The organism is Candidatus Paracaedibacteraceae bacterium (assembly GCA_019636055.1).
Classification (GTDB): Bacteria; Pseudomonadota; Alphaproteobacteria; order Paracaedibacterales; family Paracaedibacteraceae; genus Paracaedibacter.
The window spans coordinates 1-19,621 of the sequence record JAHBYH010000002.1 but is presented as its reverse complement, the minus strand read 5'-3'; the positions used below and the strand labels follow the sequence as shown (position 1 = coordinate 19,621).

Below are 19,621 nucleotides of genomic sequence, written 5' to 3'. Positions count from 1 at the left end.
AGTGATCCCTAAGGTCATTATGATTAGAACAGTTATTTTTGATTGATTCATAAGTATTCTCCTTAATATAAAATTCTTATAGGGGCATGCGAATGCCAATTATTCCTGAATGATTTCGTGCCTTGCGAGCAAAGCTGCTGCCAATTGTGAATGAAAAGTCCAGATCACATTTGCGAACAATGATTCCTGCTCCGATATCCGCCGTATTTTTTGGCTGTCGTTGCCCTTGTCCGGCTGATACAATCTGTCCCTGACTGAGCTGTACTCGACTCTGTTTAAGTTTGTTTTTGTAATTATGAGACCATAGAATTTGGGCGAATAGTTTTACTGGGTTTACGTTTGGATCTTTCGATAAAAGAAAATGACTAAAACGCCATCCCAGTTGAGTTATAAAGTTATTTGTTTCGCGTGCTTTGATCGTATTGACTTGCACATCATTGGTAAATGTATTGATTCTTGGGGTCCAGGTGTGACCAAAGTTAAAGTTCACCAATGTTTCGAGTAAGTTGCGTTTTGCCACATAATATAAATATGATGCCATACCATACAAACCAAAACTGTTTGTTGAATAGTGTTGTTTGTTGGTTAGGTGCTGGAGTTTGTTGTGAGAACGTTCATAAGAAACAGATCCAAAAAGCATTATATTCTTAAATAGGTTGCCACCATATAATCCAAATTGTGTTGAACGGCTTAGTCCAGCGCGCATACGGTTTAAACGTGGTTTTGTAGCAAGGTAAGCAAAAGAAACTCCGATAGGAATAGACGTATTGATTGAGTCGATACCAAATTGAAAACCGCGGGAATCTGTTGTGAATTTGCGGTTGTCAAGGTTATTGCTAGCGTAATTATACAGGCCTGTCATCCATATTCTTGTGCCAATATCCTTGAGTTCAAATTGACTTTGCGGGAGTTGGCCTTCACCAAGGACCCGCATCATGTCAATAGAGTAAGACTTGGCGCCGGGCATTGATTTAAAAGGCATAAACTTTGACTGAAATCTTTTCGTATGTGCAATGAAGCGTTGCATATCTTTTAGAAATTCTTGAGGTGTACTTGAGTTAAAGTTTGCCCCTGATCTGCCTGACTCGCATGAGGATTGGACGATATTATTTTGAATAGTCGTTGTAAACACGGTAGAGCTAATGCCATTGGCATTACTGAGAAGAATGTCGGGTAAGGGTATGCTTTTCCCGCCTGTGATGATAATTTTCAAAAATCCAGTTTCACTCAAACTAGATAACGTTGATATTGACAGACCAGTGCCATTCCTTAAGATAACTTGAGGAGTAGATTCTGAACCAAAATAACCTCTGACCAAAGTGTATTCACCATTAGCAGGAAGGGTACCGATAACATCAAAAATGACTTCTGCTCCATCAGAGAGGGTGACCATTGCTGGCGGAGTGGTAGCATCTATTGTTCCAAAGTTTGTGCCATTTGCTTGGAAGATCAATTTTGATCCGGCATTAAACATAAGGTTACCGCCTTGTAGCTGAAGATCAACACCTGGTGTAATTGTTGCAATGTCACCCTCATTAAAAACTGCTTCGAGATTATAAGGGTTCGGACTCGGGGGCCAGCTTTGTGATGAATAGGCCTGATTTGATAACGCAAGCATAGCAATAACCGTGAGTTTATATAATAGCTTGTTGCTGGGTGGATGTGTTTTTGATGTATTGTTCTGCATAAACTAATCACTATAATTTTAAATGAACCATTCTTAATTATTGAATTTTTTTTGCTGCTCTGTGAACTAATTGATTAAAGGTTAATTTTTGGTTTAGAGATCTTTTTTTGTGTTTTGTTATTTTTTTGAGAGGTATAAATAATACTTGGCAATTATGGATAAGTCTTGCTACGATAATCATAAGCTTATGTAAAGCTATGGCCGATTGAGATCAGTTCTCGGGTTATGATGCTCGTCTCTCGGCGTAATGTTTTCAAATTAATTAGGTATTTTTAATGTTAAGAAGAAATCGATCTCGTGGATCGGCACCACGTCGTAATAATAACAATGGTCATTCTAATAATAGTCGATCTCACGGCTCTGGTGTTTATGAACGCCCCGAATCTAGGCCAAGGTATGGCGTTGCTTCGCAGAATTATGAACGTTATATGAATCAAGCTAAGGATGCTTTGTCGTCCGGGGATCGTGTTCAGGCGGAATTTTTTTATCAGCATGCTGACCATTATTTGCGCATTCTCAATGAGTATAAAGAACAACAACGAGCGCAGCAGATTCAGCAACAGGAATCTCAGGCTGAAAAAGAAACTGCTATCAGTGAATCAACAGGTGTTGACCGAGTCTCTGATCAACAGGTATCTGAAGTTATTATTGAAAGTGCATCTGAGCCAGAAGTTGTTAAAACACCGCCACGTCGACAAAATCGTAAACCTCGTGTTAATAAAGTGGATGCTGCTCCTGTGCAAGGGGACTCTAGCGCGGAATAATGCGGGCTTGAATTTCGCTTGACATGATGATGTGTGGGGTATTTGATGTTCGGATCCGATCATTGATTATGATGACGCTGCGCCGGTTCCCGTCCCCAATTGTCATGTGCGGCCTGTAGTTCTGAGGTTGACTATGACGACTAAAGTCATAGGGATTAATACCATTGAATTTTAAAAGATGTTTGTGAATTGTTTTCGATAGGAGTCTTAGGCTTATCGGGTTTTGAAAAAACAAAACAACGGCATTGTTATCCTGAAATTGACCGGCACGACAAATCGTTTGTTGTAAGTCGACAGGGTTAATATATTGATCGATAAACATCTGTAGGAAACTTTTTAGCTCTGACGTTTCGGACTTGTGAATAGAGTGGATAAACCCTAGGGTTATATGGTATGTTTCCGGTGATTTAATTTTAGTGAGCGGTGTGCCATCAATCAAGCTTTGAAAGATAAGATGGGCGCAATCGTGGTGGATCATGGCTTCTATGACAATTCTGTCATTATCCTCTGACGGCAGGTAAGGCATGGACATAACAAATATGTTATCTTGGATTGAGCTCTATAAAAATTCAAGCATGAGGTCACTAGGGTGTCAAATAATTATGTGGATTTTGATGAATTCCTTAATCACTTTCTTCTGTGTAAAGTTTGTCATTTTGTGTAGAATATAACTATGACACTTTTTTTTAAAAAAACACATAAACGACGACGGGATGTTTTTGCTTCTCTGGATTTAGGGAGTAATAAAATATGCTGTGCTATTGCGCGCGTTGATGAGCGTGCTAGCGGTGATGGTTTGCGTGTCGTTGGTGTTGGGCATCAGTTATCACAAGGTATACGAAATGGTGTTGTGACGGATCTTGAGTCTTTGGAGGATTCGATCCTGAATGCGGTTCACACGGCTGAGCAAATGGCCCGTGAGACCATCGATGAAGTTTATGTCAGTATTTCTGCAGCGAGTGCGCGTTCTCATACTTTGGATGTCGAGTTGGCTCTTGGGAATTCGCCAGTTGATGATAACCATATTCGTCAATTGCTGGCCATGGGGCGCCAAGCCTTTGTTAAAGAAAACGCCCAGATTATCCATGTTTTACCTGTAACCTATGCGTTGGATAATGAGTTCGGAATTCGGGATCCGCGGGGCCTATTGGGTAAGAAACTTATAGCAAGTCTGCATATCGTATCCATTGCTAATGGAGTTATGCAGAATATTACAAATTGTATTGAACGATGTCATTTAGGTGTTGCTGGATTTGTCGTCGCTCCTTATGCTGCTGGATTGTCTACTCTTGACGACGATGAGCAAGCCTTAGGCGTAACTGTGATTGATCTTGGCGGTGCTAGCAGTACAATTGCTTCGTTTTTAGACGGTGCATTGGTTCATGTGGATAGTATTCCTGTTGGTGGGGGGCATATCACGAGCGATATTGCCCGTGGATTATCAACGCCGTTATCACAGGCTGAACGTCTAAAGACATTATATGGCACGACGATTACATCTTCATCCGATGAGCGCGAGAGTATTATTGTCCCACAATTGGGTGAGGGTAATATAACAGCAACTCATCAGGTCCCTAAGTCTTTGTTGGTGTATATTATTAAAGCTCGTGCCGAGGAAACCCTTGATCTTGTTTGGAAACGATTACAACATTCAGGGATGGATCGTATCGTGGGGCAACGCATTGTCCTGACGGGTGGGGCCAGTCAATTGCCCGGTATCCGCGAGCTTGCTGCGCAAAAGTGGCAAAAGCAAATTCGTGTTGGATCGCCTATCGGATTTAATGGTGGTGGTGATTTTGTCTCAACGCCGTCTTTTGCTGTATGTGGTGGGTTACTTAAATTTGCCATGCGCGATTTTCTCAGTGAAGACCATGCCGTCTTGGCTAAGCCTGCGCCAGCAGACAATATGGTTCAACGTGTTGTTGGTTGGATCCGCGAGAATTTTTGAGTAAAATATCTTTCTCTGTCTGGTTTAAAAATCTGTTATAATGTAACCAATAAAACCCGGAGGTTATATGATGAATCAAGATCGCTTAACTCAACGAGCCCAAGGGATGATTCAGTCGGCACAAATGCTGGCAGTTCGCGAAGGGCACCAACAACTCACCCCGTTTCATTTACTGAAAATTTTATTGGATGATCCAGAAGGGGTGGCTGCAAAACTAACCGCCCAAGCTGGTGGAGATGCAAAGAAACTTCATGCTGTAACTGAAGCTGAACTTGCCAAAATTGCAAAAGTTTCCGGTTCAGGTGCGGGTGGTGTTTACCTGAGTCAAGAGTTTGCCAAAGTTATGGATGTAGCTGAGCAAGCGGCGACTAAAATGAAGGACCAATTTGTGACGGCAGAAATGCTGTTTCTTGGGCTTTGTTCGGTTGATCCGACTAAAAAACTTGCAGAATCAGCAGGACTAACGGCAGCAAAATTGAGTGAAGCAATTGCTTTTGTCCGCAAAGGCCGAACGGCGGATTCGCAGAATGCCGAAGATACATTTGATGCTCTAAATCGCTATGCCAAAGACTTAACAGCCGTGGCACGTGAAGGTAAATTAGATCCGGTCATTGGTCGGGATGAAGAAATTCGCCGTACGATTCAAGTCCTATCGCGTCGTACTAAAAACAATCCTGTTTTGATTGGTGAGCCTGGTGTTGGAAAAACTGCTATTGCCGAAGGGTTGGCTCTTCGTATTGTTAATGGCGATGTGCCCGAGGCCTTGAAAGATACGCGTCTGATGTCGTTGGATTTGGGAGCGTTGATTGCAGGGGCTAAATATCGCGGTGAATTTGAAGAACGCTTGAAGGCTGTTTTAAATGAAATTGCTCATGCTTCCGGCGATATTGTTCTGTTTATCGATGAATTGCATACCCTTGTTGGGGCGGGAAAGGCCGATGGCGCCATGGATGCGTCCAATATGCTTAAGCCTGCTTTGGCACGCGGGGAACTGCATTGTGTTGGGGCGACAACGCTCGATGAATATCGCCAATATATTGAAAAAGATGCAGCTCTGGCGCGGCGTTTTCAACCTGTGTTTGTTGAAGAACCGACAGTTGAAGACACAATTTCGATTTTACGGGGCTTGAAAGAAAAATATGAGATCCACCACGGCGTCCGGATTAGTGATAATGCGATTGTTGCGGCTTGTACCTTATCGAATCGCTATATTAGTGATCGATTCTTGCCGGATAAAGCAATCGACTTGATGGACGAAGCTGCTAGCCGTGTTCGTATGGCTGTGGATTCAAAACCTGAAGATATTGATGAGCTTGATCGCCGAATTATTCAACTTAAGATTGAACGTGAAGCCCTGAAAAAAGAAGATGATGAGGGCTCTAAAGATCGTCTTTTAAAGCTTGAGAAAGAGCTCGCAGATTTAGAAGAGCGATCTGATGAACTGACTCGGAAATGGCGCGCTGAAAAGAGCAAGATTAATGATGCGCATAAACTGAAGGAACAATTAGATACTTTGCGCTCGGAACTAGAGGTGGCACAACGCCGAGGAGATTTGACTCGGGCTGGTGAAATTACCTATGGCTTAATCCCAAATCTTGAAAAGGAATTGGCTGATTTGGCTAAAGAAGGGGGTAAAAAATCCTTGCGCGAAGAAGTGAGTGATCAAGATATTGCAGCAGTCGTTGAACGGTGGACGGGGATTCCTGTTGAGAAAATGCTGACGGGCGAAAATGACAAGTTGGTTCATATGGAAGAAAATTTGGGCAAGCGTGTCATTGGGCAAGATGAAGCTGTGAAAGCGGTTGCCCAGTCTGTTCGACGTTCGCGGGCTGGTTTGCAAGATCCGAATCGTCCGCTTGGATCGTTCTTGTTCCTAGGTCCGACGGGTGTCGGTAAGACTGAGCTGACAAAGGCTTTGGCTGAGTTCTTATTCGATGATGAAACCCATATGGTGCGTATCGATATGTCTGAATATATGGAAAAACATTCGGTTGCACGATTGATTGGCGCACCTCCCGGATATGTTGGGTATGAGCAAGGTGGTGCACTGACTGAGGCAGTTCGTCGTCGCCCGTATCAGGTGGTCTTGTTTGATGAAGTTGAAAAAGCGCACCCGGATGTGTTTAATGTGCTGCTTCAAGTCTTGGATGAAGGACGATTAACTGACAGCCAAGGACGTACCGTCGATTTTCGCAATACGGTTATTATCCTGACATCAAATTTGGGAGCTGAATTTTTGGCGGCGGATTCGGGGTCTGACGTGACACCGCTGATGCGCGATCAAGTCATGGGGGTTGTCCGCAATGCCTTTAGGCCAGAGTTCCTTAATCGCCTTGATGAGATCCTTATTTTTCATCGCCTGAGCCGAGCGAATATGACACACATTGTCACAATTCAGATTGCTCAGCTGGCTAAACGCTTGGCGGATCGTAAGATTGAGTTAGTCCTCGATGCCAAAGCCTTAGCATGGTTGGCTGAGGCCGGATATGATCCTGTTTATGGGGCGCGCCCTCTTAAGCGTGTGATCCAACGTAACCTTCAAGACCCGCTTGCTCTTAAGATTTTAAACGGTGACATTAAGGACGGACAAACGGTTGCTTTCACTGAAAAGGATGGGGAACTGGTGCTGACGTAAAACGGGTCCGTGCTTTGTTCTTCTTGGTTTGATTGATTTTATCCATGTTAATCATGACTTGATATCACGATTTGCATGGATATTTTTTTTGAAAAGAATCGTAACATTTTGACAGATGCGATAGGTATACCTATATGCTATATATAAATTAAGTCACAAAACATTGGGATTAATATGACAACAGCGATTATTCTTGCAGCGGGTATGGGAACCCGGATGAACTCTAGTTTGCCGAAAGTTTTGCACCCACTGGGGGGCAAGGCCATGGTTCATCATGTGATTGATTTGGCGCAAACCATGCAGATGGATAAAGTTGTCGTGGTTGCCTCTCCTTATTTGGATCAAGAAAAACTAAAATCAGGTCGCGCAATTGATGTTGTTGTCCAAGAAAATCCGCAAGGAACGGGTGATGCTGTGCGCGTTGCTCTAAGGGCTATTACGGATGATTCTCAAGATGTATTGATCTTGAGTGGCGACGTTCCCTTAATTGAGTTTGAGACATTACAACCTCTTTTTGAGAAACGTCAGAATTGTCCGGATGACTTGCTTGTTTTGGCCATGCGCGTGGACGACCCGCGTCAATATGGTCGACTCATCACTCAAGATGATGTGGTTAGTCAGATAGTGGAGTACAAAGATGCGACACAGGAACAACGCGAGATCAATCTATGTAATGCGGGTGTTTATTTAGCACCGGTTAAAATTTTAAGTCAGTTGATCCCGCAATTATCTGCGGATAATGCGGCTGGTGAGTTGTATTTGACGGATTGTATCAGCTTGAGTCAGAAAAATGGGTTTACGGCGCGTTATGTTGAAACACCGGCACCCGAAACCCTTAATGGTGTTAATAACCGAGTAGAATTAGCACAAGCAGAACAAATCATGCAAAAACGTTGGCGTCAACGGATGATGTTGAGTGGTGTTACTTTATTAGATCCGGATACGGTCTATTTTTCCCACGATACGATTGTGGGTAAGGATACGATTATTCATCCGCATGTAACATTTGGACCTGGGGTTATTGTTGGCAATGAAGTGACGGTTTTGCCATTTTGCCACATGGAACGTTGCGCGGTAAATGCAGGGGCGAGTGTTGGGCCTTTTGCTCACTTGCGTGTTGGGGCAGTCATTGGGGAGCAAGCGGCGGTTGGTAACTTCGTTGAAATTAAAGATACGACTTTAGGCGCAAAGGCTAAAGTTAAGCATTTGAGTTACTTGGGGAATGCGCAAATCGGGGCGCGTGCTAATATTGGTGCTGGTACGATTACGTGTAACTATGATGGGTTTAATAAATCTGCCACATTTGTTGGTGATGATGCTTTTGTTGGAAGCAACACATCCTTGGTGGCGCCTGTTCACATCGGAGAAGGGGCAATTGTCGCGGCTGGTAGTGTGATCACGGATAATGTGCCGGAACATTCTTTGGGAATTGCCCGTCAACAACAAACCAATAAACCTGTTTGGGCAAAGAATTTTAGAACCACAGCAGCTGAGTTGAAAAAAACAAAAGGATAGCTATGTTGGGGATGGGGGACTTACAAGTGGGGAAGCTGCTACAATCGGGTTGTCTCATACTGTTTTGATAAGGGGTATCCGACACCAGAGTGGCGGGAATTAGGGTCGGTTATTAGAGTTATATTTAGACGACATGAGACATTCTTAGTGCCAAATGTCCCTATAAATGAAGAATTAAATGATAGACAAAGATGGTTTGTAAACTGTATTTTGGAAGGTAAAAAAGATAAGTGCGCGTGATATTGCGACATACTGGAATGTAACAGAAAAAACAGCGCGTCGTGATATAAAAGATTTACAGGAACGTAACTATATTCGATATGAAGGTGCCTTAAAAAATGGCCGATATGTCGTTATAGATACGGACCGGAAACAGGAAAAATAAATGTGTGGGATTGTAGGAATATTAGGTAAAGAACCTGTAGCGCAACGCTTGATCGATGGTCTAAAGCGTCTAGAATATCGTGGTTATGATTCAGCTGGGATTGCAACCTTGGAATCTGGTGAGCTATGTGTGCGTCGAGCTCAGGGGAAACTGGTTGCTTTGCAGTCTATCTTTGATGCGTCTCCAATTTCCGGAAATTTAGGGATTGGGCATACGCGTTGGGCAACTCACGGTGTGCCAAGTGAAGTTAACGCTCATCCTCATGTTTCTGATAAGGTTGCTGTTGTTCATAATGGGATCATTGAAAATTATGCCCATTTAAAGGATGCTTTGATTAAAAAAGGGCATAAGTTTGCGAGCCAAACCGATACAGAAGTTATTACCCACACGATTACAGACTATTTATCTCAAGGAATGTCGCCTTTAGAAGCATTTAGAGCATCTCTTAAAGATTTTCATGGGGCCTATGCTCTTGCTGTTTTGGTTAAAGACACACCGAATACACTTTATGTTGCCCGTCGTGGCAGTCCCCTGGTCATTGGTTTTGGTGATGGCGAGACATTCATTGGTTCTGATGCTTTAGTTTTAGCGCCTTGGACGAAACAATTGTGTTACCTTGAAGAAGGTGATTATGCTGTGATCACATCTGCGGAAACTCAAATTTTTGATGAAAAGGATCGAGCTGTTGAACGTCTTGCTAAAACAATATCCATAAATGCGGATGCAGTTACTAAAGGTGGCTATGACCATTTTATGTTAAAGGAAATTTTTGAGCAACCAACAGCTGTTAAAGAAACTTTAGAATCATTGATTGATCCGACAAGTGAAAAGTTAAAACTTCCGGTTGATGTGGATTGGAATGCGATCACAAAAATTACGATGATTGCTTGCGGTACATCCTATTTTTCCACAGCGGTTGCTAAGTATTGGTTTGAAATGATCGCGAAACTGCCTGTTGAAGTTGATATCGCATCTGAATTCCGTTACCGAGAGTCGCCGTTGCCAAAGGGTGGGGCAGCCTTGTTTATTTCTCAGTCAGGCGAGACAATCGATACTTTGGAAGCGATGAAACAAGCTAAAGAAATGGAACAAACAACAATAGTTGTCGTTAATGTTCCTGAAAGTAGTATGGATCGTTTGGCTGATTATTCGTTCCATACCAAAGCAGGTCCTGAAATTGGTGTCGCGTCAACCAAAGCATTTACCTGTCAGTTGGCTGTCCTTGCAACCCTTTGTCTAGATGCTGCAATTAAACGCGGTGTCTTGAGTGAAGTTGAAGCAAAAGAGCATACTCAGCAACTTTTGAATTTGCCGAATGAACTATACGGGATTCTACAAAAAGAATCTGACTATCAACAAGTTGCTGAAATGCTGAAACCTGCTCGGGATGCTTTATATTTGGGGCGTGGAACGAGTTTCCCCATTGCCATGGAAGGCGCCTTAAAACTTAAGGAGATCTCCTATATTCACGCTGAAGGATATGCTGCCGGTGAGATGAAGCATGGCCCGATTGCATTGATTGATGCGTTGATGCCGGTGATTGTTCTGGCGCCATTTGATAAGTGGATGGTAAAAACCTTATCGAATTTGCAAGAAGTTATCGCTCGGGGCGGGATTGCTATTTGTTTTACAGATCGAATTGGCCGGGAGCATATTCAAAAAGATCAAATTCCAACTCAGATTGTTGAAATGCCAGTGACACATTTGATCACCGCACCGATTTTGTATGCAGTGCCAATGCAACTACTGTCGTACTATACGGCATTATTGCGGGGAACAGATGTTGATCAGCCAAGAAATTTGGCTAAGTCAGTGACTGTTGAGTGACTTCCCAATAATAATCTTGATTTTTTTCTCATTCATACCCAATTATCGTTAAGTATTAATTTGAGAATTTTGATTATTATGAATAAAAATATTTTGTCTTTATTTGTTGCTATTATCTTCTGTGGTTCAGTTTTTTCTGCAGATGATATGATAAGCCCTTATCATGGTGTTGTTAAAAAACTCAAGCTAGATGTTTCTCAAGAAGAGATTCCTCCATTATTATTGGATAATCCTGAATCATTAAGCCTAGCAACACTTAGGGTTTTTGTCGAGAAAAGTAAGTTTGATGCTCGCTATAAACCAACCTATGATGCTGAAAAAAATAATGGTAAAGGTTACAGTTATTATACCTCTCCAATAACGTCAAATAATGATAAGTGTTTTTACCTGTATGCAGCTCGTCGTTTAAATGCGAAATTAGCCGACGTTGTTAGTTCAGGTTCTGTTGCTATTCTTTATATGGGGTATCAGAAAACTGAATCATCAGCTATTTTGAAATATCAGTTAATTAGTACAGTTGATGTTAATGGAACTCAGCAAGCCCCATTCCCTTATAATTTCACAATTGAGTATATTCAAAAGAAGTTAGTGACAGAGTTAACACCACAACAGCAAGAAAGGCGGTCTTTATTACGTAAACAAAGAACGTTGAACCATATTCGATTAGGAACGAATGATGTTCCTCAGAAATTAGGAAGTGACATTGCGAGCAGCTCAACTGTAGCATCCTCATCATCATCCGATGAGATTGTGGAAATTGGTACTGAGCCTAAGAAGAAAAAGAAAAAACATAGGCGTGAACGATCTGCGTCTGTTAATGATACGCTAAATTAGATTTTGATTAACTCATTTTAAACGAAGAAGGGCGGATGAAAAAAACCGCCCTTTTTTATTGGAATTGGTGTAAACTGGGGGTAAGTAAGATTTTTGGGTCGTTTTGACTGTGCTGGAGGTTACCAATGAACAATAATTCCAGAAATATGATTGTCTGGGCACTGGTTGCAATGCTGGTGTTTTCTATCTTTCAAATGATCCCGGGGGCGGGGACTCATTCACAGGCTATGCCAATCGCTTATTCCGAGATGGTTAAGAATGTTGATGATGGCAAAGTTAAAGATGTTGTCATTCGTGGGAATACAATTATTGGAACAATGACTGATAATCATCAATTCATGACATATGCCCCTTATGATTCTGCTGTGACCAATAAGATGATCGACAAGGGGGTTAAAGTTAAATATGACAAACCTGAAGAAGATATCTCTTTTATTCATTATTTCTTGTCTTGGTTGCCGATTCTATTATTGATTGCGTTTTCCTTTTTTTCATTCCGTCAAATTCAGTCGGGTGGGAATAAGGCTATGGGGTTTGGTAAGTCACGGGCACGTCTGATGGGCGAGAAAGCTGTTCGGGTTACCTTTGATGATGTGGCTGGGATTGACGAAGCCAAAGCTGATCTGGAAGAAATTGTTGATTTTCTCAAGGACCCTCAAAAATTCCAACGCCTTGGCGGGCGCATCCCACGTGGTGTCTTATTGGTGGGGCCTCCCGGTACAGGTAAAACGCTGTTGGCTCGATCTATTGCGGGCGAAGCCAACGTCCCGTTCTTTAGTATTTCGGGTTCCGATTTCGTTGAGATGTTTGTTGGTGTTGGTGCTAGCCGTGTTCGCGATATGTTTGAACAAGCCAAGAAAAATGCACCATGTATCGTCTTTATTGACGAAATTGATGCCGTTGGTCGCCATCGTGGTGCTGGCCTTGGTGGGGGTAACGATGAACGTGAGCAAACCTTAAATCAGTTATTAGTTGAAATGGATGGATTTGAGGAAAACGAAGGTGTTATTATCGTCGCTGCAACAAACCGTCCGGATGTTTTGGATCCGGCCTTGTTGCGTCCTGGTCGTTTTGACCGTCAGGTTGTGGTGCCCAACCCGGATATTAACGGTCGTGAAAAAATTCTAAAAGTCCATATGCGCAAAACACCAATTTCCAATGATGTTGATGTTCGCGTTATTGCGCGCGGCACCCCAGGGTTTTCCGGGGCTGATTTGATGAATCTTGTCAACGAAGCCGCATTGATGGCAGCACGTCGTGGAAAATTGGCTGTGGATATGAGTGATTTTGAACAAGCCAAAGACAAAATTATGATGGGTGCTGAACGTCGTACTTTGGCCATGACCGATGATGAAAAGCGGTTGACAGCTTATCATGAGGCGGGGCATGCGGTCATTGCTTTTTACGAAAAAGATTCAGATCCGATTCACAAAGCAACAATTATCCCGCGTGGTCGAGCCTTGGGTATGGTGATGCGTCTGCCCGAAGGGGATCGCATTTCTATGTCGCGTGCAAAAATCTTAGCGGATATTAAGGTGGCTATGGGTGGTCGAATTGCTGAAGAAATGATTTTTGGTGAAGACAAAGTAACGACTGGGGCATCCAGTGATATTAAGATGGCATCTGAGTTTGCCCGTCGCATGATTACCGAATGGGGGATGAGTGAAAAGCTTGGCTTCCAAGCATATGGCGAGCAGCAGCAAGAAGTATTCTTGGGGCAGGCATTAACGCAGCGTAAGCAAATTTCAGAACGGACAGCACAAATTATTGATGAGGAAGTTCAGGCTGTTTTGGATACATGTTATAAAGCGGCGACCAAGTTGTTGACTCAGAAAAAGGCAAAACTTGAGCTTTTAGCCAAAACACTCTTGGATCATGAAACCTTGAGTGGTGATGACATTAAAGTGCTGCTTGAAGAAGGTAAAAAACCTGAGCCAGTTATATCTGAAACAAAACCTAAGAAACGATCTTCAGTTCCTGAAGTTACTCTGGATGTCTGAGGTCAGATAATCTAAAGCCTAAAAAAGTCCGTATCCTTGGTTTAGAAGGAAGAGTTTTTAACAAACTATGCTCCGAACTTCTTAAGTAGGGAGCACGGATTTTTTTCTATAACCCTAATAAAGAAAATTCTCAAAAATATCTTCTTTAAAATCGTGTGCTATTTGCCTTAAAAAACTAAAGTTTTACAAATATTTATCACAACGGACGTAATGACTTTTAGGGGCAAAAATTATTCCTTATAAAATTTATTATGGAATTTTTGGGCTTTTTTAAAAAAAGTACAAAAAAGTGTCAAAAACACAAAAAAACACGATTTTAGCTCTTGAAAAATAGTTAACAAGTTGTTAAAAAAATCACTAAGTTTTTGAATTGACTGATAAATAAAATTTTAGCAACCGCTAAATTTTGACCGTCAATCCTGTAGGCAGTTTTGTTGTTCTTCCGCATCCCCTTGGGTTATGGCTCAAGGGGATCTTATTTTGAGGTAACTATGTTTAGTTTTCGTAAAATTATCAATATCTTGGTGCTGATCTCCTATGTCAAAATGACAATCGTCTCATCCTTTGCGATGGATTCCGTTGTTCTTCCGACACTCACAACAAAGCTGAAAGTGGCACCGGTATTTCGCCATGACGGAACACTTGACAGAGTTACGCTCAATCTTATTGAAAAAGATCGCTCTGCTGGCACACGCAAAATTATTGAGGAAAAAACCGTTTATAATCCAAGCCTTTTGCCCGAACCCAGACAACTGCCGGATTTATATATGGGTTGGGTTTGTGAAAATAACACCGTTGTTGGCTTTAAATGGGATCTCAAAGACCTTGGAATCGTTCGGGTTGATTTTCACGGCAACGTCATTTTAGATTCGGCAAAACAGATAGATCCAACACGAGCTGTTAAGATCAGCGGTGCTAATGCCGTGTTATTACATAACTGCTCTTATTACCACCTGATTACAAAATCTGAGGGTGTTATGTTAATGGGCGGCAATACCGTCAACAATTTAGTCGCAACCTTAACAAACCCCAAAAGCGGTGTTTTGATCCATGACGGGGGCGAAAAAGATACTGTTGGACATATGACGCTAAACCAAGGCTGCCTAGTTAACGCAGCACAACCAACAATTATGGATGGCGCGGTTTGGGACTTAGGCGGCGGTGATCTAAATAACCTCGGAACCCTAAATTTACAGGGTCGCCATGATATTTTGCGGGCAAATCTTGTTGAAAATAAAGCTAATATTTCCGGGGGTAACCTGCATATTGAAACAAAAGATCTAATTAACGATGGTGCTATCCGAACACAAGAAATGGGTGCCAAGGTCTCAGGTAACTTTGCCAACATCAGAACCATTGAAACAGATCAATCGTTAGATCTTGATGTCAAGGGTGAGGGGGTTAACTCCGGCAAACTTAACAGTAAAGGCGACATTAATATTGATGCCGGCACAGATAAATTTGTGAACGATGGTGATATCAATGCAAAAACAGTCTTATTATCAGGTGTTAAGAACTATGGGGCAATCACCTCTGCTGACGGCATGATTCTCGAGAATGGCGAAAATCATGGTTCCATTCGCGATGAACGAGATTTCATTCTTATCCTTGAAGATTACAAAAACAAAGGAATGATGGCCGCGCGACATATCATGGGGGGCGGCCATCTTTCGTCAAGTGGTGTGTGTATTGCTGACCTGATCACGGTTCATTATTTCTCGGAAATGGGAGGAACATTATCAGGTGATAATTTAGTTATTGGCCGAGCAGTCAAAAGCTTTAAAACATGTCCAAAAACAAAAATTGAGGTCAAAACCTTAGCTTTTGAAGCTGCAGAAGGAACGATCCTTCAGTCTGGGGAATGGTCGATGCAATCCTTGCAGAGTCACCGTCATTTGGATGTGACCGGGATCGTTGAAACAGAACATTTAGCACCGGTAAATTGTAAAATTACAGTTCAGGATAATGGCATCTTGAAATCAGACCAGACACATCTAGACCATGCTGAATTGATATCCAAAGGCAAGGTTGATCTGGGGCCAGTCACGATACAATCAAGCGAAATCCTGAACAGGGGGACAATGCGTTTAATCCTAAAATCTCTGGACTACGAATCTCCGATTTATGCATTGAACAATCAAGGAGAATTAATCACCAGTGTTGATGCGCCGGAAGTTGGTTCTGAAATTCACCGATGGTTAGGTTTACGCCTGAAAAATACAAAAGGGACATTACGACTCCAAGGAACATATCGCGTACCAGAGCAAGACTTATATAAAATCGGCACATGGAACGGTAAAGTTATCGTCGAAGATACGATGATTCTGCCCGGAACAACGCAAGCCATGGATCCAAAGTTGTTTACGAATTTTGCTGTCAATAACCTGATCATTGATGGGCAAGGCGGGCAATTTTCTGACATCGCTCGAACCCAAGATTGGACCTTTGCGGATCATATTATTTTTCAGAATTTTGAGCGTCTCTGGTTCTTTAGATCCAGTCTGACAATCAATAATCCTCAATTTATTAACATCCAGTCCTTGCATATCCAAGCCCTTTTCAATATTGCCAAAGGATCCATGTCTGGTCGCAATATCCGCACATATTCGATGGGGAAGAGTAATGATTACCTCGGAGACCTTAAAATTGCCGAAGGGGGGATGGACCTCGAGATTGATCAAGATGTCGACATTCGATTCGGTAAAATCGAAATGCGTCAAGACGGGCGTATCAAATCTAAAACAGGAACGATCCTGGTTGGGGAAGAAGGCGCCAAGGCGGATGTGAAGGCTCAGGTATATGGACATAGACTTCGTTATCCAAATTATTTAAAAAAACACCTAAACGGATCGTATGTCAAATCCCACGGCAAATTAAAACTAGAAACTCCCGAATCCGATGTTTTGATTCATTATGGTCAAATCTTATCAGTTGGCGGCATTGAATTTGTTGTCAAAGACCTAATTAAAAACCTATCCGGCGTCATTATGTCCTATGGTGATATAACTTTACGCGGTAAACGTTATCTACAAACGAGACCTGACCTTATTAAATTTAAGGCGACAGCCGATATGTCTTATTATTTAGAACAAGCAGATGCTGCTGATTTAAGTACAATGGGTTCTCTTTTTCTTTTCCTTGATGGTTTTGAAAACCAATATAGCAATGTTTTGGTAGCTAAAAGTCTTTTATGGAACAACACAGAGATCCCTCTAAAAGGAGTTCCTGGTTTACAAAATTTTTCTCGCAATCAATTGTGTAAATTATTCAATAAGCTACAGACTCCCAACCGCACCCCCGTCACCCTTGCAACGATGAAAGTCGGCGAAGACTTGGTCGTTGTCGGTGGCAGTGTTGATAACTCTGGTGCCATCAATGCCCGGACAATCAACCTTGATCTGGATTCCTTTGCCTCTCGTTGTTTGGGCGGACGCAGCACAGGCCATAAGTTCGGCACCTTGCAATTTGACATCAGTCAAATGATCGAAGATGCCAAGAGTGATCCAGCCGCGGCTGCATTTATGGGTGAGACCTGTCTTGAAGGCGATGAAGTCAAAGAGGCGCTTGGTGGATTAAACCCCGACTATTTCGTCTACAGACTTCTTAGTCACGCCATTGGCCAGTCTTATCTTAGACTGGAAGACGGTCGCACTGTATCCGGAACAGATCTGATCAAATTTCTTCAGAAAAATGGCCGTAAAATTGCCGAAGGCCTCAGAGAGCAAATCACCGCTCTTGTTTGGGAACACATTGAAATTAACAAGCGATTGCAACCCCGCCTTAAGCTCTATATCTCCCCGGATGCCATAAACAAAAAACAAGGATCCGGTGATGTCACTGGGGAAAAAATACACATCAAAACAAAGGGGGACCAAACCTATTCAGGTGGATCTGTCCATGCCGAGACAACGACTATTCTTGAGTCAGAAAGCGATATTAAAGCATCCAACACGGATATTTCGGGCGATGATGGTGTTGCCGCCAAAGGCAAAAACATTAAAGCAGAAACCCTTGCCCATCGTATTTACCATGCGAATGGTTATACGGATATCGTTAAAGATGACATGCGCTTTACCAGTAAATATGGCCCGGCATTACTCGTTAGCTTTGCCAATCTAGTTTTGAACGGAACCTTTGTTTCTGCCGCCAGCATTGGTGTAAAGGTCGGTGGCTACCGCGAGTTTGGCACAACTGAATTGCATTCAGAAAACACAACCTATCGGAAAAAACACACAATCCATGAGGAACGCACCGATCAGCATGCAACCCATTTGCATGCCCATGGCAATACCCGTCCCGCTGCTGATACCCCATCCGGCAATGAGCAAACTCAGGCAAAGCCCACAGCTCAAACCAAGACTAAACCACAAGGACCAACCCCCTTTAATCCAAACCGCAAGGAATACGAAGGCGGTGTCACTGTCGAAGATGTTGACCCCGCAGAGGATGCGCCGCCAGCGCGCAAGCCCTATCACCCACACCCGGAATTCATTCGCACAACGGAACCATCTGGTTACACATGGGACGAGGCTGCCTATAAGGCCGTCCCTGAACTCAAAAGTGCGTTGAAAAACCCGCGTCGGGCAAAGCTTCAACAACGCCAGAAAAAAACGGTTAGTTTTGCAGAACCAGAGCCAACATTCAATCCGGAGGATATCTTCGCCGATTCACCTGAAGTTGGTGATATCGACCTCGAAACCGATGGTAACTCTGTTGATTATGCGTTGATTAAAAAAGCAAAAAATAAATCAACGTGCCGAACTCACGGGCAAGCTGTCGAAGCTGCAGCAACGTCTACCCATACAGTTACCGATACTAAGAAATCAAGACGGTGTGGCGGAAAGAAAAAGAAAGAAACCAAACGATCAACGGGCACCCCTAACGTCTCTAAAACCACAGCTGGTGATGCCATTGTCAAAGAAGGCGACGAAGGTCTCAGCCTTTATGCCAGTGAGATGGAAGGGAAAACGATTAACCTTACATCCAAACAAGGTCGCATTAATCTCCTGACAGCCTTGGGCTATGATTACGAGTCCATGAAAAAGCAATCGGAAGATGCAGCCTGGCAATCCACATCTCAGTCTGTTGCTTACCATGAAAACCGTCAGTTCTGTCGCTTTCAGACCGATGAAGAAGAAGGCCTGATCATCAAAGCGGCCGATGGAATCTGCGTTGAGTTCGTAGTCGAGAAATATTCCCATACCGAAGCAACCGGCGGTAAAAAACCTAAAACAACGGAACGCAGTCGCCTCAAGGATTTGCCGACGGCATCGGGTTACGAATGGCTGCACGAAATGGACAAGCGTGACGATATCATCCGCATTTATGTGGACGAACGCCACGACACCATGTACATGCACCAAGAAGGCATGTCCGCCGTTGCTAAGATTGTCGTTAGTATTATCATGAGCTGTATCTCGGGTGGCACACTCAGTATTTTGACGACCATCCTAACGAATCTTACCATCAATACAATCGAAGCCCGCGGTGATCCTGTCCAAGGTATGAAAAAAACCTTCAGTAAGGAAGGTCTAAAATCAATCGGCCGTTCCTATGTCGGAAAACTCTTATTGGATGGCGATTGGGGTGTTGCTGAGGGGGCAACCTGGGTTGCGACCTTACAAAGTGCCTTTATGGAATCGCTCAATACCACCTTAAGTGACTATCTAGGCCGCGGTATCATCGACGGGGACTGGCGCGTCAATGCCCGCCGTATCGGCCTTGAGCTTGTGACCAGCACCGCCGCTCGCTTTGGTGCAAAACAAATCGGAGGGTGGCGCAAAGGGACGATTCTTGACGGCAACGTCTTTGATTATGTCAGCCACAAGATCATGCATGGTGCTTTGGCAGCCGCAACCTCTGCCGCCACGGCTCGCCTAGATCATGTCAAAGGCGCCGACCGCAGAAAACGCATCATGGGAGCAGCCAGTGGTGCCATGATGGCCGAGGCTGTCAGCGAATACATGATGAACGGCGCTCTTGCCAACGTTGAGGAAAAACTCAACTCATCCGGGCATGCGCCAAAA

Annotated in this window: 11 protein-coding genes; 9 read left to right on the top strand and 2 right to left on the bottom strand. The window is 43.2% G+C overall.

Translation table 11 applies throughout. The features are described 5' to 3' along the window. Nucleotides 1-76: 76 nt before the first annotated feature. On the bottom strand, nucleotides 77-1,687 hold the full coding sequence (locus KF820_03540; protein MBX3457418.1) for an autotransporter domain-containing protein: 1,611 nt from the start codon (nucleotides 1,685-1,687) through the stop codon (nucleotides 77-79). Between the two features lie 275 nt (nucleotides 1,688-1,962). On the opposite strand from KF820_03540, the gene KF820_03535 reads away from it, so the two are divergent. Beyond that, nucleotides 1,963-2,451, top strand: a complete 489-nt coding sequence (locus KF820_03535; protein ID MBX3457417.1) for a DUF4167 domain-containing protein — start codon at nucleotides 1,963-1,965, stop codon at nucleotides 2,449-2,451. Here the strand turns inward: KF820_03535 and KF820_03530 are convergent. Further along, on the bottom strand, nucleotides 2,438-2,983 hold the full coding sequence (locus KF820_03530) for a hypothetical protein (protein MBX3457416.1): 546 nt from the start codon (nucleotides 2,981-2,983) through the stop codon (nucleotides 2,438-2,440). The two genes, KF820_03535 and KF820_03530, sit on opposite strands and share 14 nt — an antisense overlap. Before the next feature lie 141 nt (nucleotides 2,984-3,124). On the opposite strand from KF820_03530, the gene ftsA reads away from it, so the two are divergent. The 8 genes from ftsA to KF820_03490 form a co-directional block, all read left to right on the top strand. Then, nucleotides 3,125-4,399 carry a cell division protein FtsA gene (gene ftsA, locus KF820_03525; GenBank protein ID MBX3457415.1) on the top strand — a complete coding sequence of 425 codons (1,275 nt, stop codon included), beginning with the start codon at nucleotides 3,125-3,127 and terminating at the stop codon, nucleotides 4,397-4,399. A 70-nt stretch (nucleotides 4,400-4,469) separates the two neighbouring features. After that, a complete protein-coding gene (gene clpB, locus KF820_03520; protein ID MBX3457414.1) occupies nucleotides 4,470-7,034 on the top strand; it encodes an ATP-dependent chaperone ClpB in 2,565 nt (854 codons plus the stop codon). Between the two features lie 174 nt (nucleotides 7,035-7,208). Then, on the top strand, nucleotides 7,209-8,549 hold the full coding sequence (glmU, locus tag KF820_03515; GenBank protein MBX3457413.1) for a bifunctional UDP-N-acetylglucosamine diphosphorylase/glucosamine-1-phosphate N-acetyltransferase GlmU: 1,341 nt from the start codon (nucleotides 7,209-7,211) through the stop codon (nucleotides 8,547-8,549). A gap of 226 nt (nucleotides 8,550-8,775) precedes the next feature. Further along, the gene (locus tag KF820_03510) at nucleotides 8,776-8,934 is read left to right on the top strand and encodes an HTH domain-containing protein (protein MBX3457412.1); all 159 of its coding nucleotides are present in this window, start codon (nucleotides 8,776-8,778) and stop codon (nucleotides 8,932-8,934) included. Further along, on the top strand, nucleotides 8,935-10,761 hold the full coding sequence (glmS, locus tag KF820_03505; GenBank protein ID MBX3457411.1) for a glutamine--fructose-6-phosphate transaminase (isomerizing): 1,827 nt from the start codon (nucleotides 8,935-8,937) through the stop codon (nucleotides 10,759-10,761). It begins immediately after the preceding gene. A 78-nt stretch (nucleotides 10,762-10,839) separates the two neighbouring features. Further along, entirely contained in the window at nucleotides 10,840-11,595 is a 756-nt protein-coding gene (locus KF820_03500; GenBank protein MBX3457410.1) for a hypothetical protein, read from the top strand. A gap of 125 nt (nucleotides 11,596-11,720) precedes the next feature. Next, nucleotides 11,721-13,595 (top strand): ATP-dependent zinc metalloprotease FtsH, encoded by a 1,875-nt coding sequence (gene ftsH, locus KF820_03495; protein MBX3457409.1) that lies wholly within the window; start codon nucleotides 11,721-11,723, stop codon nucleotides 13,593-13,595. A 491-nt stretch (nucleotides 13,596-14,086) separates the two neighbouring features. After that, the coding region (locus tag KF820_03490; GenBank protein MBX3457408.1) for a hypothetical protein at nucleotides 14,087-19,621 on the top strand (5,535 nt) is incomplete at its 3' end.

Coding starts and splice junctions, on each gene's coding strand:
- KF820_03535 (MBX3457417.1), top strand. CDS start 1,963: ATGTTAAGAAGAAATCGATCTCGTGGATCGGCACCACGTCGTAATAAT.
- KF820_03500 (MBX3457410.1), top strand. CDS start 10,840: ATGAATAAAAATATTTTGTCTTTATTTGTTGCTATTATCTTCTGTGGT.
- glmU (MBX3457413.1), top strand. CDS start 7,209: ATGACAACAGCGATTATTCTTGCAGCGGGTATGGGAACCCGGATGAAC.
- glmS (MBX3457411.1), top strand. CDS start 8,935: ATGTGTGGGATTGTAGGAATATTAGGTAAAGAACCTGTAGCGCAACGC.
- clpB (MBX3457414.1), top strand. CDS start 4,470: ATGAATCAAGATCGCTTAACTCAACGAGCCCAAGGGATGATTCAGTCG.
- KF820_03540 (MBX3457418.1), bottom strand. CDS start 1,687: ATGCAGAACAATACATCAAAAACACATCCACCCAGCAACAAGCTATTA.
- ftsA (MBX3457415.1), top strand. CDS start 3,125: ATGACACTTTTTTTTAAAAAAACACATAAACGACGACGGGATGTTTTT.
- ftsH (MBX3457409.1), top strand. CDS start 11,721: ATGAACAATAATTCCAGAAATATGATTGTCTGGGCACTGGTTGCAATG.
- KF820_03530 (MBX3457416.1), bottom strand. CDS start 2,983: ATGTCCATGCCTTACCTGCCGTCAGAGGATAATGACAGAATTGTCATA.